The organism is Cobetia sp. 4B (assembly GCF_018831605.1).
In the GTDB taxonomy this organism is placed as follows: domain Bacteria; phylum Pseudomonadota; class Gammaproteobacteria; order Pseudomonadales; family Halomonadaceae; genus Cobetia; species Cobetia amphilecti.
The window spans coordinates 4,175,587-4,198,637 of record NZ_CP059843.1 but is presented as its reverse complement, the minus strand read 5'-3'; the positions used below and the strand labels follow the sequence as shown (position 1 = coordinate 4,198,637).

At 63.8% G+C, this 23,051-nt stretch carries 19 protein-coding genes; 8 read left to right on the top strand and 11 right to left on the bottom strand.

Going from position 1 to position 23,051, the window contains the following annotated elements; genetic code table 11:
• Nucleotides 1-275: 275 nt before the first annotated feature.
• Entirely contained in the window at nt 276-2,027 is a 1,752-nt protein-coding gene (locus tag H2O77_RS17270) for a BCCT family transporter (RefSeq protein ID WP_215823615.1), read from the top strand.
• Between the two features lie 119 nt (nt 2,028-2,146).
• Here H2O77_RS17270 and H2O77_RS17265 read toward each other — a convergent pair whose 3' ends face one another.
• From H2O77_RS17265 to tkt, 8 genes are all read right to left on the bottom strand, one after another.
• Nucleotides 2,147-2,983 carry a hypothetical protein gene (locus H2O77_RS17265; protein WP_215823614.1) on the bottom strand — a complete coding sequence of 279 codons (837 nt, stop codon included), beginning with the start codon at nt 2,981-2,983 and terminating at the stop codon, nt 2,147-2,149.
• A 149-nt stretch (nt 2,984-3,132) separates the two neighbouring features.
• Complete coding sequence (locus H2O77_RS17260; protein ID WP_043335750.1) at nt 3,133-4,053, bottom strand: nuclease-related domain-containing protein; 921 nt, start codon at nt 4,051-4,053, stop codon at nt 3,133-3,135.
• Nucleotides 4,054-4,145: 92 nt separating this feature from the next.
• The gene (locus tag H2O77_RS17255; RefSeq protein ID WP_215823613.1) at nt 4,146-4,598 is read right to left on the bottom strand and encodes a YbaY family lipoprotein; all 453 of its coding nucleotides are present in this window, start codon (nt 4,596-4,598) and stop codon (nt 4,146-4,148) included.
• Nucleotides 4,599-4,649: 51 nt separating this feature from the next.
• Nucleotides 4,650-5,024: a translation initiation factor Sui1 gene (locus H2O77_RS17250; protein WP_043335744.1), complete on the bottom strand. Its 375-nt coding sequence runs from the start codon at nt 5,022-5,024 to the stop codon at nt 4,650-4,652.
• Nucleotides 5,025-5,209: 185 nt separating this feature from the next.
• A complete protein-coding gene (gene fba / locus H2O77_RS17245; protein ID WP_215823612.1) occupies nt 5,210-6,274 on the bottom strand; it encodes a class II fructose-bisphosphate aldolase in 1,065 nt (354 codons plus the stop codon).
• A 119-nt stretch (nt 6,275-6,393) separates the two neighbouring features.
• The gene (locus tag H2O77_RS17240; protein ID WP_043335739.1) at nt 6,394-7,557 is read right to left on the bottom strand and encodes a phosphoglycerate kinase; all 1,164 of its coding nucleotides are present in this window, start codon (nt 7,555-7,557) and stop codon (nt 6,394-6,396) included.
• Nucleotides 7,554-8,663, bottom strand: a complete 1,110-nt coding sequence (locus H2O77_RS17235; protein ID WP_240548652.1) for a glyceraldehyde 3-phosphate dehydrogenase NAD-binding domain-containing protein — start codon at nt 8,661-8,663, stop codon at nt 7,554-7,556. Before H2O77_RS17235 ends, H2O77_RS17240 begins: the two co-directional genes overlap by 4 nt.
• Nucleotides 8,664-9,125: 462 nt before the next feature.
• The gene (gene tkt, locus H2O77_RS17230) at nt 9,126-11,120 is read right to left on the bottom strand and encodes a transketolase (protein ID WP_043335737.1); all 1,995 of its coding nucleotides are present in this window, start codon (nt 11,118-11,120) and stop codon (nt 9,126-9,128) included.
• 508 nt (nt 11,121-11,628) lie between these two features.
• Between tkt and metK the strand changes: the two genes are divergently transcribed.
• The 5 genes from metK (at nt 11,629) to H2O77_RS17205 (ending at nt 17,483) form a co-directional block, all read left to right on the top strand.
• Nucleotides 11,629-12,849: a methionine adenosyltransferase gene (gene metK / locus H2O77_RS17225; RefSeq protein ID WP_043335733.1), complete on the top strand. Its 1,221-nt coding sequence runs from the start codon at nt 11,629-11,631 to the stop codon at nt 12,847-12,849.
• Between the two features lie 133 nt (nt 12,850-12,982).
• Complete coding sequence (locus H2O77_RS17220; RefSeq protein ID WP_043335730.1) at nt 12,983-13,486, top strand: M48 family metallopeptidase; 504 nt, start codon at nt 12,983-12,985, stop codon at nt 13,484-13,486.
• Nucleotides 13,487-13,639: 153 nt separating this feature from the next.
• Complete coding sequence (locus tag H2O77_RS17215) at nt 13,640-14,911, top strand: sodium:proton antiporter (RefSeq protein ID WP_215823610.1); 1,272 nt, start codon at nt 13,640-13,642, stop codon at nt 14,909-14,911.
• 345 nt (nt 14,912-15,256) lie between these two features.
• A complete protein-coding gene (locus tag H2O77_RS17210) occupies nt 15,257-16,429 on the top strand; it encodes a GGDEF domain-containing protein (RefSeq protein WP_215823609.1) in 1,173 nt (390 codons plus the stop codon).
• Nucleotides 16,430-16,607: 178 nt separating this feature from the next.
• The gene (locus H2O77_RS17205; RefSeq protein ID WP_234368078.1) at nt 16,608-17,483 is read left to right on the top strand and encodes a UDP-2,3-diacylglucosamine diphosphatase; all 876 of its coding nucleotides are present in this window, start codon (nt 16,608-16,610) and stop codon (nt 17,481-17,483) included.
• Nucleotides 17,484-17,486: 3 nt separating this feature from the next.
• On the opposite strand, the gene H2O77_RS17200 is transcribed toward H2O77_RS17205, so the two are convergent.
• Nucleotides 17,487-18,416 carry an AEC family transporter gene (locus H2O77_RS17200; protein ID WP_215823608.1) on the bottom strand — a complete coding sequence of 310 codons (930 nt, stop codon included), beginning with the start codon at nt 18,414-18,416 and terminating at the stop codon, nt 17,487-17,489.
• A gap of 384 nt (nt 18,417-18,800) precedes the next feature.
• Here H2O77_RS17200 and metF point away from each other — a divergent pair, with 384 nt between their 5' ends.
• Together metF and sodC are read left to right on the top strand one after the other, a co-directional pair.
• On the top strand, nt 18,801-19,652 hold the full coding sequence (gene metF, locus H2O77_RS17195) for a methylenetetrahydrofolate reductase [NAD(P)H] (RefSeq protein ID WP_215823607.1): 852 nt from the start codon (nt 18,801-18,803) through the stop codon (nt 19,650-19,652).
• A gap of 159 nt (nt 19,653-19,811) precedes the next feature.
• Nucleotides 19,812-20,381 (top strand): superoxide dismutase family protein, encoded by a 570-nt coding sequence (sodC, locus tag H2O77_RS17190; RefSeq protein ID WP_107335816.1) that lies wholly within the window; start codon nt 19,812-19,814, stop codon nt 20,379-20,381.
• A gap of 104 nt (nt 20,382-20,485) precedes the next feature.
• Here sodC and H2O77_RS17185 read toward each other — a convergent pair whose 3' ends face one another.
• Both H2O77_RS17185 and prlC read right to left on the bottom strand, forming a co-directional pair.
• Nucleotides 20,486-20,737, bottom strand: coding sequence for a YheV family putative zinc ribbon protein (locus tag H2O77_RS17185; RefSeq protein ID WP_043335719.1), 252 nt, complete (start codon nt 20,735-20,737; stop codon nt 20,486-20,488).
• Between the two features lie 147 nt (nt 20,738-20,884).
• Nucleotides 20,885-22,933 carry an oligopeptidase A gene (gene prlC, locus H2O77_RS17180; protein WP_215823606.1) on the bottom strand — a complete coding sequence of 683 codons (2,049 nt, stop codon included), beginning with the start codon at nt 22,931-22,933 and terminating at the stop codon, nt 20,885-20,887.
• Between the last annotated feature and the right edge of the window lie 118 nt (nt 22,934-23,051).

The following is a 23,051-nucleotide window of genomic DNA, read 5'->3' as shown; positions in this document are numbered from 1 at the left end:
CTGTGGCTGCCCACCTCTGCGCTGCCTGTTCTGGCTGTGTCTTTCCTGCTGATTTGCCTGTCGCTGCCAGCTCTGTCGTCGTGCTTCCTGCTCTTCTCTTGGCCTGAACGCCACGGCCTGCCCTGCGCTAATAAATGACTTGCTTGCGTTAAATTAACTTTACGTAGGCGCTTGGATCGTTGTACTAGGATTGTACGCAGTGGGGATGCGTGTATCGCAATCACTCATGATAAGCTGTTATCATACATAGCAATAACGATAAATGAGGCTTATATATGAGCAAGGAAACCCGAAAGGTATCCGCCAAGACGGCGGGGGATCGGCCGGAAAAGCCCTTCGACATGATCGACAAGCCGACCTTCTTCGGCTCGATCTTCCTGCTGTTGGCAGTGACGCTGCCCCTGGTCATCTTCCCTGAACAAGGCGCGATGTGGGTATCGGCGGCCAAGAACTTCGTCACCAGCAAGCTCGGTGTGCTCTATCTGCTGCTCGGCGTGGGGGCCGGCGGCTTCATGATCTACATCATCTTCAGCGACATCGGTCAGATAAAGCTCGGTGATGCCGAGGAGAAGCCCGAATTCTCCATCGTGTCATGGGCGGCGATGCTGTTCTGTGCCGGTATCGGGGCCTCCATCCTGTACTGGTCGATGATCGAGTGGGTCTACTACTATCAGTCGCCCCCGTTCCATGTGGAAGGCCAGACGCCGGAGGCAGCGGAATGGGCCGCGGCCTACGGCATCTTCCACTGGGGCCCGCTGGCATGGGCGATCTACCTGATTCCCGCCGTGCCGATCGCCTACTTCTACTACGTGCGTCACCACAGCGTGCTGAAGATTTCCGAGGCGCTGATGCCGGTGCTGGGTGAAAAGCTGGCGCATGGCTGGCTGGGCAAGCTGATCGATATCAGCTTCATCTTCGGCATGCTGGGCGGCGGTGCGACCACCCTGGGTCTGGCGGCACCGATGATCAACGAGGGGGTGCACGAGCTGTTCGGGGTGCCCAAGTCGCTGACCACGCAGATCGTGGTGCTGCTGGTGTGTACCGCCCTGTTCGGCTACAGCGCCTACGTGGGCCTCAAGAAGGGCATCAAGCTGCTGTCAGACATCAACTTCTGGCTGGCGGTCGGCCTGTTGCTGTTCATCTTCATCGCGGGGCCGACCCTGTTCATGGCCAATACCGGCCTGGATGCGCTGGGCCGCGTGATGAGCAATCTGATCCACATGGCCACCTGGCTTGAACCGTTTGCCGAGTTCAAGGGCTTCGAGGACACGCACTTCCCGCAGGACTGGACCATCTTCTACTGGGCCTGGTGGCTGGTGTTCGCGCCCAGCGTGGGGCTGTTCATCGCGCGTATCTCGCGGGGCCGCACCATCCGCGCCATGGTCGCCGGTTCGATGTTCTTCGGCACCATGGGCTGCTTCCTGTTCTTCATGGTGATGGGCAACTACGGCCTCTACCTGCAGCTGTCCGGTGAGCTGGACGTGGTCACCATCCTCAATGACCAGAGCCCGACCGCGGCCATCTTCGCGATGCTGCACACGCTGCCGCTGGATTACGTGGTGATCTTCGCCTTCACGCTGCTGGCGCTGATCTTCACCGCGACTACCTTCGACTCCATCTCCTACATTCTGGCCGCTGTGGTCCAGAAGGAAGTCGATGAAGAGCCGATGCGCTGGAACCGCCTGTTCTGGGCCTTCGCCCTGTCGTTCATGCCCATCGTGCTGATGTTCATCGGCGGGCTGGAGACCCTGCAGACGGCCTCCATCATCGGGGGTGTTCCGCTATTGGCGGTGGCCTTGATGCTGTGCATCTCCATCGTGCGTGCCGCGCACTATGACCTGCGCTACCAGCCGGATTACACGGTCAAGGAAATCAACATCGAGGAGTTCCCGGCAGACGACCCCTGGACCGAAGACGGCACTTGGGAAATACCCGACGAGGACGTGCCGGCAGCAGGCAAGCCGCGGCAGGACCCGCCCAAGGATCATATCGAAGGCGACCCGCACAGCCGTCCCTCACGCCTGTGAGGAGATGAGCCGCCTGGCCGGTTGAACGGCCAGTGCCAGACGACAAGACGCCGCCCATTGGGCGGCGTCTTGTCGTTCAGGGCAGGCAAGGGCGCAGCGAGTGGCGCGCCCGCAAGATGTCAGCCGGTCTCCTCGAGTGTCGTGCGGCGCACCCGGCGCGGCGTCAGTAGCGGTGGCGTCGGGTCGTTGTCACTGCTGTCGAGCGCCAGATGACGGAGGATGGCGGCACCGATGCGCCGCGAGCTGTTCGGGATGCCCTGATTGCCGAACAGGCGGTTGAACTCGAACACGAGCGGGTGGCTATCGACCATCGCGATATCGAAGCCGGCATGATCGACACTCAATGCCTTGGCCAGGTGCAGGGCCAGGGCGATGGCGGGGGCCGGAATATTGTCGTAGGCCGTCTCGCCGCCCTGACTGACATTGGAGCGATAGCCGCCCAGCGGCGTGACGCGCCAGTAGGCGGTGATGACTTCGCCACCCACCACCACGATGCGCAGGTCGCGGTCGATCTCCAGGCGCGGCTGGGCATACAGCACCGGGTGCTCCGCCGCATGTGCTTCCAGTTCGCTACGCGACTGGATCAGCTTCACGCCGACGCCCATCGAGCTTTTGACTTCCTTGACGATCAGCGGGTAGCCGAAGCGCGCTTCGATATCGTCGATTGCCTGACGGCTGGCGCCGCGAATCTCGGTCGGCGGCACGTTGTCCGGGCAGATGGCCTGAAAGACGCGCGTCTGCTCGACCTTGTCGTGGCCGATCGCGTAGCTGGGCAGGCTGGGGAAGATGCGTTTGCCGAGGCCGTAGACCAGGGTGGTGATCTGCCAGTATTCGGGAAACAGCAGGATGTCGGCGGCGCGGATCTCGTCGAGGTGATCCAGCATGCGCTCCGGCTTGATATAACGAACACCGGGAATGCCGAGGGTACGAAAAGCGTCGAAGGTGATGAGTTTCATGCGGGATATGTCGCCAAGAGCGCCATCATTGCGATAGCGCGATAAGGTTGCCAAGGCTGGACCGGCGCGTATTTAACGCCGGGCGGGGCGCCTTGGCAAGCCTTTGTCCGGCGCCGCCATGCTCCGAGGGGCCGGAGCATGGCAAAGGATCAACTGGTGGCGAGGCGCTCGGCCTGGACGCGGTCGAGAATCGCCTCGTTGATACGCTGCTTGAGGGCGTCATCCAGGGTCGGGCAACCCTCTTCGGGAGCCATGCAATGGGTGCTCAGCCACTCGGCGAGGCCCTCGCCATTGACGACTTCGGGGTCATTCTCGCGCTGGGTCCCCTCGCGCACGATCTGCCAGCCCGGCAGTGCCAGCAGCCCCTGCACCGGCACGTCGACACCGCATTCACGCTTCAGCCAGGCGGCCGTCCAGTCGCGTGCGGTACGTGTCTCGCGCAGCGGTTTGCGCTCGCGATAGCCCGGGAAGTACAGGCGACCATCCTTGAGCTTGACCTCATCCTTGAGTGCGCCCAGCGCATCCAGCGGCCGCGAGCGCGCCTTGGTGCGAATGGCGTAGGCGCCGGCGGGGGTGACCACCAGATGATCGATATGGAAGCCATCGGCCGGCACGTCGTGATAGACCATGCTGGTCAGCTGTTCCGGGCGGATCAGCTGGTCGAGTTCCTGACCGATGGACAGCTCGCAGGCCAGTCCCAGCTTGAGCTTGCGGATGCGCTGGAAGTGACGCGTCAGGCGCAGCGCGAACACCAGCACCAGCAGCGCACAGGCCAGGCCGTAGGCGGCCCACTCAAGCCAGTTCTGCTCTTCGCCGAACACCATGCGCCCCATGCCGTAGACCAGCGGACTCAAGGTGATGAGCGGCCCGAGCGCCCCGTCGAGAAACAGCGCCTGGAAGGCCTCGTCGAGACGATCGCGCAGGCTCTGGCCCGGTTCACGCAGCTGGCGGCGGGTCAGCGGCGACTGGATGCGCCGCTCATGCAGACCGCGCATGCCCAGCACCACCAGCGCGATGGCACCCAGAGGGGTAAGGAAGAAGACAGGTAACAGGTATTCCAGCCAATCCATTGGGGTGTCCTATCGGTGAGAGACGGGCCTACTGGTCAAGTCGAGCGTACTGGTCAAGTCGAACGTACTGATCGGGCCGGGCGCACGCACCATCAATGGCCCAGCGCACGCGGCAGCGGCGTGAGCGGGATCTCGACCTCGCCCTGTGAGGTACTGGCGTCACCCAGCACCGGCACCGCGCTGTCATTGATCCAATACAGGCGACCCTCGCTGCGCACATCGGCTTGCAGCGCATAGCGATGGCCTTCCTCGATGGCATTGCGATCGTACTGCAGGCTGACCGGGAAAGGCCCTTCACGCAGGCCGCCATAGCGAGTACTGGCAATCAGTCCGGCCTCGGCATCGGCGCGGGAGACATCCACCAGGCGCACTTCCAGCATCGCACCCGGCGGTGCCGTGAAGGCCTGCTGTGGCACCACGCGTGCCTCCAGCTGCGTGAAGTCCGGGCCGGTCATGCAGCCACCCACCCCGAGCGTGGCCAGCAGCAGGCCAGAGAGCGAGAGCGTGCGAGCCGAAGGCCGGCGTGGCGTGATGAAGTTCAGCATGGAAATCCCTTGTGCAGCGAGATGGAAGGCAAAGGTGCGCGCAGCAGGCGTTCAGCCACCGGCCAGCTTGACGGTATAGCCCATCCGCGTGAGTTCAGCCTTGAGCGTCTCGCGGTGATCGCCCTGGATCTCCACGATGCCATCCTTGAGGCTGCCGCCAGTGCCGCACCGCTGCTTGAGAGTCTTGGCCAGGGCCTTGAGTTCCTTCTCGGCGAGCGGAATCCCGCTCACGGTGGTCACGCCCTTGCCCTTGCGACCGCTGGTCTCGCGACGGATACGCACCACGCCATCGAGGCTTGCCAGGCGTTCACGCTCGGCGAGGTCGGCACATTCGCACTCGGCTTCGGCACGCCGACACTCAGGGCAGGTTGCGCCATGTTCGGTGGAATAGACAAGCCCGGACAGTTGATCCTTGAGCGAGGCCATGATGTCTCCTGCGATACGGTGATGAATGATCAATGCCAAACGGAATCTCGAAAGGATACCTGCGTGCGCGAGAGGCTGGCACCCTGAGGCGCATAAAAAAGGCGACCCCGAAGGGTCGCCTTTCTCTTCATTCCCTGCCTGCTTGCATGCGGGCAGGCAGGGAGACCTTGGCGGGTGCCGCCCGATCAGTTGATCTTCGGGTCCAGCTCGCCACGGTTGTAACGCTCGAACATCGCTTCGAGGTTGATCGGGCCGATCTTGCTGCCATGACCGGCGGCACCGAAGGCTTCGTAGCGGGCGATGCAGATGTCGCGCATCGCCTTCACGGATTCCTTCAGGTACTTGCGCGGGTCGAATTCAGACGGGTTCTGCGCCATGAAGCGACGGATGGAACCGGTAGAGGCCAGGCGCAGATCGGTGTCGACGTTGATCTTGCGCACGCCGTGCTTGATGCCTTCGACGATCTCGTCGACCGGCACGCCGTAGGTTTCCGGAATCTTGCCGCCGTATTCGTTGATGATTTCCAGCCAGTCCTGCGGCACGGAGGAAGAGCCGTGCATCACCAGGTGAGTCTCGGGGATGCGGGCGTGGATTTCCTTGATGCGCTGGATGGACAGGGTGTCACCCGTCGGCGGCTTGGTGAACTTGTAGGCGCCGTGGGAGGTGCCGATGGCGATGGCCAGGGCATCGACGTGGGTCTTCTTGACGAAGTCGGCGGCTTCTTCCGGGTCGGTCAGCATCTGGTCGTGGTCCAGCTTGCCTTCGGCACCGATGCCGTCTTCTTCACCGGCCATGCCGGTTTCCAACGAGCCGAGGCAACCCAGCTCGCCTTCGACGGACACGCCACAGGCGTGGGCCATCTCGACGGTGCGACGGGTCACATCGACATTGTATTCGTAGCTGGTCGGGGTCTTGCCGTCTTCGCCCAGCGAGCCGTCCATCATCACCGAGCTGAAGCCCAGCTGGATGGAGCGCTGGCAGACTGCCGGCGAGGTGCCGTGATCCTGGTGCATGACCACCGGGATATGCGGGAATTCTTCCACCGCAGCCAGGATGAGGTGGCGAAGGAACGGCGCGCCCGCGTATTTGCGTGCGCCGGCGGAGGCCTGGACGATCACCGGAGAATCGGTGTGATCGGCGGCTTCCATGATGGCGCGCATCTGCTCGAGGTTGTTGACGTTGAACGCCGGGATGCCGTATCCGTACTCGGCTGCGTGGTCCAACATCTGGCGCATGCTGATCAATGCCATGACATCACCTGTCTTTTTGAGGAATCGAGTGGAGAAGCGTCGGGTGCCCCCCGTCGGCTGACGGGGAGCGACCTTGTGGCCGTGACTCTAAGCCTGCGCCAATGAGGACACAGGCGGGTTCAGCTTGCTGCGGCTTCCAATGCCGCAACGGCCGGCAGTACCTTGCCTTCCACGTATTCGAGGAAGGCGCCGCCACCGGTAGAAATGTAGGAGACGCGCGACTCGACGTCGTACTTGTCGATGGCCGCCAGGGTGTCGCCACCGCCGGCGATGGAGAAGGCGTCGCTCTCGGCGATGGCCATCGCCAGCTGCTCGGTGCCGTTGGCGAACTGTTCGATCTCGAACACGCCGACCGGGCCGTTCCACAGAATGGTGCCGGCGTCCTTGAGCAGCGCACCGAAGCGTGAGGCGGTCTCCGGACCGATATCCAGGATCATCTCGTCGTCCTGGACGTCGGCGACGGCACGCACGACGGCTTCGGCCTTGTCGGAGAACTCGGTGGCGACGACGACGTCGGTCGGCAGCGGGATCTCGACCTTGTCCATCAGTGCGCGAGCGGTATCGAGCAGGTCAGCCTCGTAGAGGGACTTGCCGACGTTGTAACCGGCCGCCGCGATGAAGGTGTTGGCGATGCCGCCACCGACGATCAGCTGATGGCACTTGTCGGACAGCGCCTTGAGCACGTCGAGCTTGGTGGAGACCTTGGAGCCGCCGACGATGGCGACCATCGGCGCACGCGGTGCGGCGAGTGCCTTCTCGAGGGCTTCCAGCTCGGCGGCCAGCAGCGGGCCGGCGCAGGCGTCCGGTGCGAAGCGTGCCACGCCATGGGTCGAGGCCTGGGCACGGTGCGCGGTGCCGAAGGCATCCATCACGTAGACATCGCACAGCGCGGCGTAGGCGCGGGACAGGGATTCCTCGTCCTTCTTCTCGCCCTTGTTGAAGCGCACGTTCTCCAGCAGCACGACCTCGCCTTCGGCGACATCCGGTGCCGTGTCGAGGTAGTCGTTGATCAGGCGCACCGGGCTGCCCAGCAGCTCGCCCAGATGTGCCGCGACCGGTGCCAGCGAGAACTGGTCTTCCGGCTCACCCTCGGTGGGGCGGCCCAGATGACTCATCAGCATCACGCGTGCGCCGGCGTCACGTGCCGCCTTGATGGTCGGCAGGCTGGCACGGATGCGCGCGTCGCTGGTCACCTGACCGTCGCGGATCGGCACGTTGAGATCTTCGCGGATCAGCACACGCTTTCCGGACAGGTCGAGGGCGGTCATCGTTTGCACGTTCATGACGGGTTCCTTGGTCGTGAATCGGTGGAGAGAGCTTCCCTCGCCAGAGGCGTTGTCATCTCGCAGGCGTGCCAATGGGTGGCGACGTCCAGCATGCGATTGGCAAAGCCCCATTCGTTGTCGAACCAGCACAGCATCTTGATCAGCCGGCCGCCGGCAACACGGGTCTGGGTCGCATCCACGATACCCGAGCGCGGATCGTGGTTGAAGTCGATGGAAGCCGTCGGCTCCTCGCTCAATCCCATCAGGCCCTGCAGGCGTTGTGCGCAGGCCTCGCGCAGCAGGTCATTGACCTCATCCGCGCTCACGTCACGCTTCACCTCGATGGACATGTCCATGCAGGACACGTTGATGGTCGGCACGCGCAGGTGCAGACATTCGAAGCGTCCTTCCAGGTGCGGCATCAGGCGGTTGATGCCCTTGGCCAGGCCGGTATCCACCGGCACGATCGAACTCATCGCCGAGCGCGTCAGGCGCAGGTCCGTCTGGTGGTAGGCGTCGATCACCGGCTGGTCGTTCATCGCCGAGTGCACCGTGGTGGTGACGCCGCGCTCCAGTCCGAAGGCCTCTTCCAGCACCGTCAGAATCGGAATCAGGCAATTGGTGGTGCACGACGCCGCCGAGACGATACGCATGCCGCTGCCTGCCTGCCCTGCCTCGGCGGGGGCCAGCGCCGACTGGTTGATGCCGCACACGATGGTGGCATCGACATCGGCGTCGGTATCGCCGGGCTGGGAGAACAGCAGCCGGCCGGCGCCTGCCGCCAGATGCCGCTCGGCGGTGGCGCGGTCCTTGAAGCTGCCGGAGCACTCCAGCACCAGGTCAATCCCCAATGCCCGCCAGGGCAGGCAATCTGGATTGGCCTCGGACAGGATGCTGATCGCATGGCCGTTGACGACCAGCTGGCCGTCGCGCTGTTCCACCGTGCCGGGGAAGCGGCCGTGGGTGGTGTCGTAGCGGGTCAGATAGGTGATGGTGTCCAGATCTGACAGCTCGTTGATCGCGACCACTTCCAGCGGCAGTGCCTCACAGCGTGCTTCACGTTCTACCAGCGCTCTCAGCACACACTGACCGATGCGTCCGTAGCCATTGATGGCCACTCGCAAGGGAGCGTTTCCCTGGCGTCGGGACGCCTTGTCTCCCTGGGGAGCGTCGGCGGTGGGCAGAGGCGGCTGGTGGTTCAAGGATGTCGTGTTCCGAGTGTTTTTCAGGGGGTCCATGGTAGCGCATCGCTTTGCTGGGCGGAGGGAGCGAAAGGCGCGCAAGCGCCTGATTTCTGGTTTTTTTCGTCTAAGGACACGTAGTCACACTACCCAACTGGAGGGGTTGTGTAGTCGCCGTCTGCGCTGTCTGTCGTGGGCATGATCGCCGGAGAATGACCGCTCATGCAGGATGAATCGTGTCATCAAGCCGCGACTCGTGTGAGCCACGTCGACTACAGGCGACAGCCGGTGACGCTTGAGGGCTCCTCGAGTGTCGCACAGACGAAAACGCCGCCGCTCCCAGCGGGAGGCGGCGGCGTGGATCTGCATCCCACTCCGTCATCGACGGGGTGGGTCAGGCGGTGATCAGCCCAGCAGTTTGTTGGCGCGTTCGACCACGTTCTCGACCGTGAAGCCGAAGTGCTTGAACAGGTCGCCAGCCGGCGCGGATTCCCCGAAGGTCTCCATGCCGATGATGTCGCCGTTCAGGCCGACATACTTGAACCAATAGTCACGATGACCGGCTTCGATCGCCACGCGCGCGGTGACGGAAGACGGCAGCACGGATTCACGGTATTCCGCGTCCTGCGCATCGAACAGGTCGGTGGCCGGCATGGACACGACACGCACGGCGCGCCCGGCGGCTTCCAGCTCGGCGGCGGCATCCATCGCCAGGCCGACTTCGGAGCCGGTGGCGATCAGGATCACTTCCGGCTGGCCGTTGGCGGCGTCCTTCAGCACGTAACCGCCACGGCTGATGTTGGCCAGCTGGGCCTTGTCGCGGTTCTGGTGCGGCAGGTTCTGACGCGACAGGATCAGCGCGGTCGGGCCGGAGTGACGCTTGATGGCTGCATCCCACGCTGCCGCTGTCTCCACGGCATCCGCCGGACGCCAGGTGGACAGGTTCGGCGTGGTGCGCAGGCTGGTCAGCTGTTCGATCGGCTGGTGCGTCGGGCCATCTTCGCCCAGACCGATGGAGTCGTGGGTGAAGACGTAGACGGCCTGCTGACCCATCAGGGCGGCCATGCGAACGGCGTTGCGCATGTATTCCATGAAGATCAGGAAGGTCGCGCCGTAGGGGATGAAGCCGCCGTGCAGACCGGCGCCGTTCATGATCGCGCCCATGCCGAACTCACGCACACCGTAGTGCAGGTAGTTGCCGCTGAAGTCTTCGCGGGTGATCGCCTGGGCGCCCTTCCAGAAGGTCAGGTTGGACGGGGCCAGATCGGCACTGCCGCCGAGCAGTTCCGGCAGCTGCGGGCCGAGCTGGTTCAGGCACTCGAAGGACGCCTTGCGCGAGGCCGGGCTGTCGCCGGCGGCCTGGGCATCCTCGATCATCTTCTCGCTGGTCAGGGCGTGCGGCAGCTTGCCTTCCAGACGACGGGTGAACTCGGCGGCCAGTTCCGGGTGTGCTTCGGCGTAACGGGCGAAGCGTGCATCCCAGTCGCTCTCGAGCTTGGCGCCGCGCTCGCTGGCGTCCCAGCCCTGATAGATGTCTTCCGGAACGTGGAAGGGCGCGTGGGTCCAGCCCAGCTTCTCGCGGGTGGCAGCGACTTCGTCGTCACCCAGCGGCGCGCCGTGGCAGGACTCGGTGCCTTCCTTGTTCGGAGAGCCGAAGCCAATCACGGTCTTGCAGATGATCAGGCTCGGCTTGTCGTCGTGGCTCTTGGCCAGCGCGATGGCGGCGTTGATCTCTTCCGGCTTGTGGCCGTCGACGTTGGAGACGACGTGCCAGCCGTAGGACTCGAAACGCTTGGCGGTGTCATCGGTGAACCAGCCTTCGACTTCGCCATCGATGGAGATGCCGTTGTCGTCATACAGAGCGATCAGCTTGCCCAGACCCAGGGTGCCGGCCAGCGAGCCGACCTCGTGGGAGATGCCTTCCATCATGCAACCGTCACCCAGGAAGCACCAGGTGGTGTGGTCGACGACGGTGTGACCCGGACGGTTGAACTGCGCCGCCAGTGTCTTCTCGGCGATCGCCATGCCGACGGCATTGGCCAGACCCTGACCCAGCGGACCGGTGGTGGTCTCGATGCCCGGCGCGTAGCCGTATTCCGGGTGACCGGCGGTCTTGGCGTGCAGCTGGCGGAAGTTCTGCAGGTCTTCAAGGCTCAGCTGATAACCCGAGAGGTGCAACAGGGAGTAGAGCAGCATGGAGCCATGGCCGTTGGACAGCACGAAGCGGTCACGATCGGCCCAGTTCGGGTTGGCCGGGTTGTGCTTGAGGTGGTCGTTCCAGAGCACTTCAGCGATGTCGGCCATGCCCATGGGGGCGCCGGGGTGGCCAGACTTGGCCTTCTGAACGGCGTCCATGGAAAGTGCACGGATGGCGTTGGCCAGGTCAAAACGGGAAGGCATGCAGTAGCTCCTCGCCTGCGGGCGTCAAGAGTGGGGCAATGAATCACGGCGTGCTGCGCCGGACGCTCAGTGCATCCCGAGAGCCAGGGCATGCTGCTGCCTGGGTCTCCTTCAGGACTGTGCGCCTGAAACAGTGCGCCGGAAAGGACAGTGCGTCGCGTGAACCTTGTACGCGCGGACTCGCGTCCGAGCGTGATCTCCGGGCGGGTATTGTCACCGAGATGACAGGGCGCGGCAAATCGCATCCGGGATGTGCGCTCGTCCAAAGGTGGCAACGGCTTATTACCCTGTGTGCAGCGCTTGTCGCAAAAAGGTCTCGATTGGACGGCCCCACGGGCCCCATTGCGCTAGGAACTCACATAAGTGGCGTGTAAACTCGCCCCCCCGAGGCTCAACCGCCCGTGTTGAGCTTCATCGTGCGCCGCAAGCGTGTTTCTACTCGGTCGTCAACGCAGTCTGCCGTCAGTGGCCGAATCATCCCCGCATCCGAAAAGAGGGTCGAGGACCAATGAGCGAATACTCACTCTTCACATCCGAGTCCGTGTCCGAAGGGCATCCGGACAAGATTGCCGACCAGATTTCCGACGCCGTGCTCGATGCCATCATCGCGCGCGACAAGCAGGCACGCGTCGCGTGCGAAACGCTCGTCAAGACAGGCGTTGCCATCGTGGCCGGTGAGATCTCCACCAGCGCGTGGGTGGATCTCGAGGAGCTGGTACGTCGTGTCATCACCGATATCGGCTATACCTCTTCAGACGTCGGCTTCGACGGCGAGACCTGTGGTGTCCTCAACCTGATCGGCAAGCAGAGCATCGATATCGCCCAGGGCGTCGATCGCACCAAGCCGGAAGATCAGGGCGCGGGCGACCAGGGCCTGATGTTCGGCTACGCCACCAACGAGACCGACTCCTTCATGCCGGCGCCGATCCACTACGCTCACCGTCTGGTGGAGCGTCAGGCGGAACTGCGCAAGAACGGCATGCTGCCGTGGCTGCGCCCGGATGCGAAGAGCCAGGTCACCTTCCGCTACGACGAAGCCGGCAAGCCGGTCGCCGTCGAAGCCGTCGTGCTGTCGACCCAGCATGACCCGGAAGTGTCCCAGGAAGACCTGCGCGCGATGGTCAAGCGCGAGATCATCGAGCAGGTGCTGCCGGCCGAGTGGCTGTCCGAGACCACCGAATACCACATCAACCCGACCGGCAACTTCGTCATCGGTGGCCCGGTGGGTGACTGTGGTCTGACGGGTCGCAAGATCATCGTCGACACCTATGGCGGCATGGCCCGTCACGGTGGTGGTGCCTTCTCCGGCAAGGACCCGTCCAAGGTCGATCGCAGCGCCGCCTATGCCGGTCGCTACGTGGCCAAGAACGTCGTCGCCAGCGGCCTGGCCGACAAGTGCGAGATCCAGGTCTCCTACGCCATCGGCGTCGCCGAGCCGACCTCCGTCTCGATCAACACCTTCGGCACCGGCAAGATCAGCGATGCCAAGATCGTCGAGCTGGTGCGCGAGCACTTCGACCTGCGTCCGTACGCCATCACCACCATGCTGGACCTGGCGCACCCGATGTATCAGCTGACCGCTGCCTACGGCCACTTCGGTCGTGAGCCGTTCGAGCACAGCTACAGCTGGACCGACGTGAGCGGCGAGCAGAAGACCGAAACCTTCACCGCCTTCCCGTGGGAAAAGACCGATCGTGCCGCTGGCCTCAAGGCTGCCGCTGGCCTGTAAATTCGCCAGTTCGACAGGCCTGGCAGGTGGCGGACGTCTCGCCCCTCGCTTTCGGCGCCATGACAAGAAAACCCGCCTCGGCGGGTTTTCTTGTCTCTGGCCCTCCTTCGGACAGCAACAGGAGAGATGCCCAGTGGCTGATCTACGCTATCTCAAGGGCTACGCCCCCGAGATCCAACAGCAGGCGAGTGAACTGCTGGCGTCGGGCAAGACGGCAGCCTTCTTTCTCGGCAAGTATCCCGAGCCTCATCAGCTGCAGGGTGCGCGGGCGCTGCATGACTACACCATGGCGCTGAAGAATCAGTATCTGCGCAGCTCGGCGCCGATCAGCAAGGTGATCTACGACGACCGGATTCACGTCATCGACAACGCCCTGGGGCTGCACACCTTCGTGTCGCGGGTGCAGGGCAACAAGCTCAAGGCCAAGAACGAGATCCGTATCTCGTCGCTGTTCCGGCGCCTGCCGGAGCCACTGCTCAACATGATCGTGGTGCATGAGCTGGCGCATCTGCGCGAGAAGGCCCACGACAAGGCGTTCTACCGGCTCTGCTGTCACATGCAGCCGGAGTATCATCAACGTGAGTTCGAGCTGCGTCTCTATCTCTGCCACCGTGAACGCCACGGCGATCTCTGGTAGCCGCGCTCCGTTCTGGTAGCCATGAGCCGCTCTGGACAGTCACGCTCAGCTCAGACAGCCACGCGGCCGCTCACGCGACAGAAGAACTGGAAAGAATGACAAGGACGTCATGCCATCAGGGGTATCGGCGCCACTGCAAAGGACCGTTTTCGGATGCTCAATCTCGCTGCACTGTTCATCACCATCACTGCCGTGTGCATGTGGTTCAATCATCGCGTCCTGCGGCTGCCGCCGACCATCGGCGTGATGGCCATCGGCCTGGTGCTGTCGCTGGGCGTGATCGGGCTCGATCACTTCGCGGTGACCACCGTCGTGGCCGATACCGCGGAAGACTGGCTGGGGCGCATCAATTTCAACAGCCTGCTGATGGACGGCATGCTGTCCTTCCTGCTGTTTGCCGGCGCGCTGCACGTGGACCTCTCGCGCCTCAAGGCCTACCGGCGCTCCATCGGCCTGCTGGCCACGTTGGGCGTGCTGATCTCGACGCTGGTGATCGGCTCCGCCGCCTGGTGGCTGTTCCAGTGGGCCGGTATCGAGGTGCCCTACCTGTATTGCCTGGTATTCGGTGCGCTGATTTCGCCCACTGACCCGATCGCCGTGCTCGGCATCATGCGCAGTGCCGGCGCGCCTGCCGACATGGAAATCCGCATCGTCGGCGAATCGCTGTTCAATGATGGCGTGGCGGTGGTGCTGTTCACCGCGTTGCTGAGTGCGGCGTCGGCCGGCAGCGGCGAGGTCGAGCTCGGCCACATGGGGCTCTTGTTCCTCGAGGAAGCCGGCGGCGGCATCCTGCTCGGGCTGGCGCTGGGCGCGCTGGTCTACCAGCTGATGCGCAGCATCGACCAGTATCAGGTCGAGGTGATGCTGAGTCTGGCGCTGGTGCTGGGCGGCTATGCGCTGGCCTCGGCGCTGCATGTCTCCGGCCCCATCGCGATGGTGGTGGCGGGACTGATCATCGGCAACATGGCGCGTGATGGCGCCATGTCCGACAACACCCGCCGTTATCTGGACGGCTTCTGGGAGCTGGTCGACGAGATTCTCAATGCGGTGCTGTTCGTGCTGATCGGCCTCGAACTGGTACTGATGCCGATCACGCTGACCTCGATCGGCATCGCGCTGGTGCTGGTGGCGGTGATCCTGCTCTCGCGCCTGGCGCTGATCGGTCTTCCGCTGAGCCTCTTGCGCCGCTGGTACACCTTCCGCCCCGGCACCACGCGCGTGCTCACCTGGGGCGGCCTGCGCGGCGGCATCTCGGTGGCGCTGGCACTGGCGATTCCCGAAGGCGACTTCCGCGAGCCGCTGGTGGTCACCACCTACATCATCGTGCTGTTCTCGATCCTCGTGCAGGGGCTGAGCATCGGCAAGCTGGTGACGGCGGTGGTCGGCGATCGCAGCCGCTCGGGAGTGTCGAACGACAAGCACTGAGTCAGAGCCTGTCAGCGCAAGCCCCACGACAATGGCGGTGACCAGCCCTGATGGCTGGTCGCATTGACTCGCCGTGAGCTGGCATTGCCTTGGCTTTACCTTCAGCGCCCTGCTGTCGCCACCGAGATGGATGACGACAGCAGGGTGCTTTCGTTCGTGTTGCCGGCACATTCGTGTTGCGACGCCTCTTTGCCCTTGCTTCGCCTGGCCGGCCTGATGACACAACACGTTGTTCTAGTAGGCAGACGGTACTCTTGCGTTTACTGATCAACTCTTTATTCCAGTGAGGTGTGCTCTGCGCGCGGTGTAACATTGGCTGATGCTACCGAGTGTCGAGGATGGAACATGCTGCTTCATGAACATCTGATATTGCCGGGCAGGGACGGTTCGGATATCGAAGCGCAGCACTATCGCACGCGAATCAACAATACCTTCATCATGTTCGCCATGGCGTGCTTCGCCTGCTTCCTGCTGTTTGACTATTTCCAGGTGCCGTCTGCCTGGCAGGCGTTGTGGGTGGGGCGGCTGATCATCTTCCTCTGCTGCCTGCTATGCATCCTTCAGCTGCGCCGCGGCGGCGTGCATTCGGACAAGATCCTGCTGGCCGGTGCGATACCCGCCAACCTGTTCTTCTGTTTCGGTGCCGCGTTGATTCCGGATGCGCTGACGCTGACGTTGTGGAACCTGAGTTTCTCGACCTGCATGCTGATCGCCATGCCCGCCTGGCTGGTGTGGGGCTGGCGCTACCAGCTGGCCAGCAGCCTGCCGCTGATACTGTGTTATGTGCCCATCTATGTGTGGCTGAGCCCCTTGTCGTTGACGACATTGGCCGGCGCTGGCGGTGCCTACATCCTGGGAACCCTCTTCATCGCGCCGGCACTGGCGCATGCCCGAGCCTCGACCTTCCATCGCACCATCCGGCTGCAGCGCACGCTGGAGGCGCGCAATCTCGAATTGCACGACATGAATCAGCGGTTGCTCACCCAGCAGAACGAGCTGGAATACCGCGCCAATCATGATCTGCTGACGGGGCTGCCCAACCGTCGTTTCGGCTTTGATTTTCTCGAGCGGATGCTGGCCGAGAGCACGAGCACTCGGCAATGCATGTCGATCCTGTTCGTGGATGTCGATCGCCTGAAGCACGTCAACGACAGTTTCGGGCACGCCGAGGGCGATCGCCTGATCCAGCTGGTGGCTCGGAGTGTCGCCCAGGCGGCCGGTGAAGACGGGCTGGCATGCCGCCTGGGCGGCGATGAATTCCTGGTCGTGATGCCCGGTGCCTGTGATATGGCCAGCCAGCAGGCGACGACCCAGCTGATGCGCCATCTTCAGGAGCAACGTCTGGAGCAGCAAATCCCCTTCCCGGTCGAGGTCAGTATCGGGCGCGTCACCCACGACCCGGTATTGCAGGGCGATGTGGATGTCGATGATCTGATCCATATCGCGGATGACCGCATGTATCGTCAGAAGCGCGCTCGGCGGCGGGCCATGGCGGGCGCCAACGACCCTCAGGCGTAAAAAAGCCCGCGACCTTCCCCTCATTCATGCTGCAAGTGATTGATGGCAATGGCTGTCATCGCTTTTTCATGTCGCTGTTACGGGTATGTCATCGCCTCCCCTCAGTCTTGCTGGGCAACGACAGGGGCCATCTGGGCCTCGCCTGTCGATTCCGCCTGGCAACCCAGAGGTGACTGACATGACCGCTCCGCAATCGGCTCCCCGTGCTGAAATGCCGCCTGCTCCCGACGCTCTCGGTCAGGTTCGCACGCTGTTCATCTCCGATGTGCATCTGGGAACCCCGGACTGCCAGGCGGCGCTGCTTGCGAAGCTGCTGCGTCGCGTGCGCCCCGAACGCCTGTATCTGGTCGGCGATATCGTCGACCTGCTGGCGATGCGCAAGCGTGCGGTGCTCGACAAGGACCAGCAGGCGCTGGTGGCGCGGGTGCTGCGTCTGGCGCGCAGTGGCTGTGAGGTCATCTACATTCCCGGCAATCATGATGCCGCCTTCCGTCGCCTGTGCGGCCTGAAGCTGCACAACGTGAGCATCGAGCGGCGCGCGATCCATACCACCGGCAGCGGTCGTCGCCTGCTGGTCTCCCACGGCGATGAATTCGACACCCATGTGCGCATCGCGCCGTGGCTGCTCAAGCTGGGCGATGGCATGCACGGCTTCATCCTGTCGCTCAATCGCTGGTGCAACCGCGCGCGTGGCATGTTCGGGCTGCCGTACTGGTCGCTGGCCAGCGCGCTCAAGCGTCGTAGCGGCACCGCCCAGCGCTATGTGGCCCAGTTCGAGGAAGCCGCCATGCGTCAGGCACGTCTCGAAGGGCTGGATGGCTATGTCGGGGGGCACATCCACCAGGCGGGCTTCCGGGTCGAGGAAGGTGTGCTCTACTGCAACGATGGCGACTGGGTCGAGCACTGCACCGCGCTGGCGGAAGATGCCGAAGGCGCGCTGCACCTGATCGACTGGCAGGGCCAGATCCTCGAGACGGCGCCGCGCCATCTGATGCCGCGTCCGGCGCCGGCCGCGACGCCCGACGCCGTCACGCCCGAGATGGCGGGCGCCTGAGCCTCACCCCAGGCCGCTGATCGCCAGCATCCATGACAGATACAGCGGGATGATCAGCGGCGCCGCCAGGGTGGTCAGCATCACCGCGATCGCGCCCTTGGCCGGCTGGATATTCAGCTCGATGGCCAGCACGACCACATTGGCGGCCATCGGCACCACGCCCAGCAGCAGCAACACCTGCGCCAGCACCGGGTCGAGGGCGAACAGGCTGCCCAGCAGCATCACGCTGCCCAGACTCAGCAGCGGCCACATCACGAAGCGCAGGCCGGTCGCCGCCAGAATGAAGCGCGGGTCGATCTCGCGCAGGCTGACACCGCCCAGCGTCATGCCGATGATCATCATGCCCAGCACTGTGTAGCTGTACTTGAAGTAGTCGAGTCCCTCCATCACCGCCCCCGGTACCTCGAGCCCCAGCGTCCCAACCAGCAGGGCGGCCAGAAAGGCGTAGATCAGCGGCAGACGCACGATCTTGACCAGACTCTGGCGCATCGAGAACTGCCCGCGCGCACTGACGTAGAAGCCCAGCGTGAACTCATACAGCGTGATGCCGAGCAGGCAGAACAGGTACTGGGTCACGCCTTCCGGCGGCAGAAACAGCATCGCGACCGGCAGGCCGAAGTAGCCGGTATTGCCGGTGCCGGAGGAGAAGGCGAGCAGGGCGGCTTCCTGCGGCGGGAAGAACTTCGCGGCCAGCGGGCGCACCAGCAGGCAGATGCTGCTGGCCAGCGAGAACAGTCCCAGCGTCAGGCCCAGATCACTCAGCGATGGCTCGCCGAGCACCAGCCCGCGGAAGAAGGTCAGCGGCGCGATCACATAGATCAGCAAGGTGGCGATGGGGCGCGGGTCGATCGCGAGGCGGCGTGCACAGAGGGCGCCGAGGGCGACGAAGGTGATCAGCATCCAGAGCGGTTGCTGCAGATCGATGTGGTCCATCACGGTTCCTTGTGAAGCGTCATTGTCCTTTTGGCTCATCATGCCGTGTGGCCCCTGTCAGCGTCATCCCATGAATGTCGCGCATTGCGTCTTTCCTTGATCCGGCTGCGGATCGCGTGGTTGCGCGCCGGGTGAGGGGCAGGACTGAGGGACAGGACGCCACTGTCAGCAATGGTTATAAACACGTACTTTCTTATATGAATGGTATTGAAGTTGAGGCGAAAACCTTTCATTGGCCGGGGTCGGCGGCGGCGGTCAGAATGCTCGACATGCAGTACAGGGGCGGTGGCGTGACGCGCCGGACGTGTATTGCTACACGCGCACCGCGAAGTGTGCGGCGATAACGACATCAAAGCCGGACACGACGACCACGAGGGCCGCCCCATGAGTGCAAGCGAACATCCGTCAGGGATCAGCTTCGAATTCTTCCCGCCGAATACCGAGGCCGGGCGTGAAAAGCTCAAGGGGGTTCGCGATCAGCTGGCGGCGCTGGAGCCGGAGTTCTTCTCCGTCACCTATGGCGCGGGTGGCTCCACGCGTGAGCGCACCTTCAACACCGTGCAGTCGGTCAGCGCCAGCGGCATCTGTACCGCGCCGCACCTGTCGTGTGTCGGCAGTGACCGCGGCGAGCTGCGCGAGATCCTGGCGCAATATCGCGAGCAGGGCGTCAAGCGCCTGGTGGCGTTGCGCGGGGACCTGCCCTCCGGGATGGGCTCGCGCAGTGAGCTGCGTTACGCCAACGAGCTGGTTGAGTTCGTGCGCGAGGAGACCGGCGATCACTTCGAGATCGCGGTGGCGGCCTATCCGGAGTGCCATCCACAGGCCGACAACTACCACAGCGATCTCGAGAACTTCGCGCGCAAGATGCAGGCCGGCGCCGATATCGCCATCACCCAGTACTTCTTCAATGCCGATGCCTACTTCCACTTCGTGGAGCGCGCGCGTGCCGCCGGCATCCAGCAGCCGATCATCCCGGGGATCATGCCGATCACCAACTACACCCGGCTGGCGCGTTTCTCCGATTCCTGCGGGGCGGAGATTCCGCGCTGGCTTCGCCGGCAGCTCGAGAGCTACGGCGATGACAGCGAGAGCCTTCAGGCCTTCGGTACCGAGGTGATCTCGCGCATGAGTCAGCGTCTGCTGGATGGCGGCGCGCCGGGCCTGCATTTCTATACCCTCAATCAGGCCGAGCCGTGTCTCAAGGTGCTGGAAAATCTGGGGATCTCTTCTCGTTGAGTCACGCGCGCCGGGCGTGCACGGCAAGTAATTGAAAGAGCGCCATTGAATGTGACGTCGCTCGCCCTGAGGTCTGACGGGTAGCCGCTTGTGACAGCGGCCCGCAAGCCACTCAAGGCGTCGGCAGTGACGCCGGCCTCAGTGATGGAGAGATTGCTCATGAATCACGAGACACAGCACACGGCATCCTTTACGACCTCGTCCAGAAAGCCCCTCAAGACCGCCGCGACGGTGGCGCTCGGCGCCTGGTTGTTCGGCGGCGTCGCCCAGGCCGCCACCGAGGTGGAAATGCATCGCGTCAGCAGTGATGGCGTCGGCGAGTCCGTCGGCAGTGTCATGGCCGAGGATACCGATGATGGTCTGCTGCTGACGCCGAAGATCGAGGGGCTCGAGAGCGGTATCCACGGCTTCCACCTGCATGCCAATGCCAGCTGCGAACCGGCCGAGAAGGATGGCGAGACCGTCGCCGCCGCCGCGGCAGGTAGCCACTTCGATCCAGAAGAGACCGGTACCCACCAGGGCCCCTACGGTGATGGCCACCTCGGTGACCTTCCGGCGCTGAGCGTCGATGCCGATGGCAAGATCTCGCTGCCGGTGCTGGCACCGCGCCTCAAGGAAAGCGATCTCAGCGGCCATGCGCTGATGATCCACTCCGGCGGTGACAACTACACCGATACGCCCAAGCTGGGCGGTGGCGGCTCGCGAGTCGCCTGCGGTGTGGTTGACTGACCTGTGATAAATGATCTGTGATCAATTGATCATCCTGCCGAGATGACATGAAAAAGCCCCGCCAATTGGCGGGGCTTTTTCATGTCGCAGCGCTACAGCAGATGTCAGTGCAGCTTGCCGGGGTCCAGAATGCGCACCGGCTGAACCTCATCGCTCGCCGGCGTCTCGCGGGGGTCGCTCACGCGCGTGGAAATCTCGGCGAGGGTCGGCGGTTCCTCGATGGCTTGCTGTTCGAAGAAGTCGCAGGACACGCAGTCACGGTAGCGGGTCTCGTTCTGCTCCCAGGTGCGCAGGCGGTCCATTGCTCCGCAGCGCGGGCAGACGGCACCGGCGATGAAGCGCTTGATGGTAGACATGGTGCCTCCAGTCAGGGTCAGGGTAGGTCTGGCAATCCCGCCTCGGGCGGATGATGCGCCATATGATACGCCCCCGACCGGTAAAGGTCAGGGGCGCATGGTCAGCAGCTCGTGGTCAGGCTCTCGCCATCACGAGATGGGGCGAGATCAGGCCGCCTGGGCACCGATGCCGGAGTGACGCAGCAGGGCATCGACCTGCGGGTCACGGCCACGGAAGGCGCGGAACAGCTCGGCGGCGTCACGCGAGCCACCGCGTGCCAGTACCTCGTCACGGAAGCGTTGGCCGGTAGCGGTATCGAAGACCGCGCTTTCCTCGAAGGCGCTGAAGGCGTCTGCCGACAGCACCTCGGCCCACTTGTAGCTGTAGTAACCCGCGGCGTACCCGCCGGCGAAGATATGGCTGAAGCCATTCTGGAAGCGGTTGAACTCGACCGCCGGCACCACGGCGACCTTGCTGCGCACCTCGTCGAGCAGTGCCTGGACATCGCTGGCCGACGGCTTGTCGAGCTCATGATGCAGGCGGAAGTCGAACAGCGAGAACTCCAGCTGGCGGACCATGGTCATCGCCGCCTGGAAGTTGCGGGCTGCCTGCAGGCGCTCGAGCATGTCATCGGGCAGGCGCTCGCCGGTGTCGACGTGACGTGCGATCAGATCCAGCCCTTCACGCTCGTAGCAGAAGTTCTCCATGAACTGGCTGGGCAGCTCGACGGCGTCCCAGGCCACGCCATTGATGCCGGAGACTTCGGCGACTTCCTGACGGGTCAGCATGTGATGCAGGCCGTGACCGAACTCGTGGAACAGCGTGACCACTTCATCGTGGGTCAGCAGTGCCGGGCGATCGCCCACTGGGCGGGTGAAGTTGCAGGTCAGGTAGGCGACCGGCAACTGCAGGCTGCCATCCTCGCGGCGACGACGGACGCGGCACTCATCCATCCAGGCGCCGCCTCGCTTGCCTTCACGCGCGTAGAGATCGAGATAGAAGCCGGCGATCGGGGTGTCATTCTCGATCACCTCGTAGTAGCTGACGTCCTCATGCCAGACCGGCACTTCGCGCTGCTTGAAGGTGATGCCGTAGAGACGGTTGACGACCTCGAACAGCCCGTCGATGGCCTGCGGCGCCGGGAAGTAGGGACGCAGCTGCTCCTGATTGATCGCGTAGCGCGACTCGCGCAGCTTCTCGCTGGCGTAGCCGACATCCCACGGCTGCAGGTCGTCGATACCGAGGCTCTCGGTGGCGTAGGCCGCCAGCTCGTTGAACTCTTCACGCGCCTGCGGCACGGCGCGGGTGGCGAGGTCATCCAGGAAGGCGATGACCTGCGCCGGCGAGTCGGCCATCTTGGTCGCCAGCGACAGTGAGGCGTAGTCGTCGAAGCCGATCAGCGCGGCCAGCTCCTGGCGCAGGGCCAGAATCTCCTCGATCACCGGGCCGTTGTCGAATTCACCGGCGTTGGGGCCCTTCTCCGAGGCGCGCGTGACGAAGGCGGTGTAGACCTCCTCGCGCAGCTCGCGGTTGTCGGCATAGCTGAGCACCGGGAAGAAGCTCGGGAAGTCCAGGGTGATGCGATAGCCTTCCAGGCCCTTGGCTTCGGCATTGGCCTTGAGCGCTTCAAGGCCGCTTTCCGGTACGCCCGCCAGCGCCTCTTCGCCGACATCCTTGTGCCAGGCCTGGGTGGCATCCAGCACATGGTTGGAGAAGGTGTTGGAGAGCTCGGACAGGCGCGCCTGGATCTCGCCGTAGCGCTGCTTCTTGTCTTGCGGCAGGTCGACACCGGCGAGACGGAAGTCGCGCAGGCTGTTGGTGATCGACTTCTGCTGGGCTTCATCGAGGCTTGCGAACTCATCGCTGTCCGCGAGGCGCTGATAGGCCGCGGCCAGGTCGCTGTTCTGACCCACCCAGGTGGAGTAGGCCGACAGCTTGGCGAGACAGGCCTGATAGGCCTCACGCAGCTTGGGCGAGTTCATGGTCGAGTTGAGGTGCGAGACCGGCGACCAGGCCTGGCTCAGGCGGTCACCCAGCGCTTCCAGCGGCGCGGCGAAGTTGTCCCAGCGCGTGTCATCGCGGGTGGCCTCGATCAGGCGCTCGATCTCCTGCTGGTTGTGCTCCAGCAGCTCGCTGATCGCGTCCTCGACGTGCTCGGCCTTGAGGGTGTCGAAGGGGGGCAGGGTGTTGCGTTCCAGCAGGGGATTGATCGACATGGGGTACCTCGCGCACGATTCAGGTGGGCAGTCGCGGGATGCGGTGAAGAAGGAGGTGCCTTGGCACATCGGGAAACAGCATCACCGTGACTGCGGGGATACCTAGAATGTGAGGCCT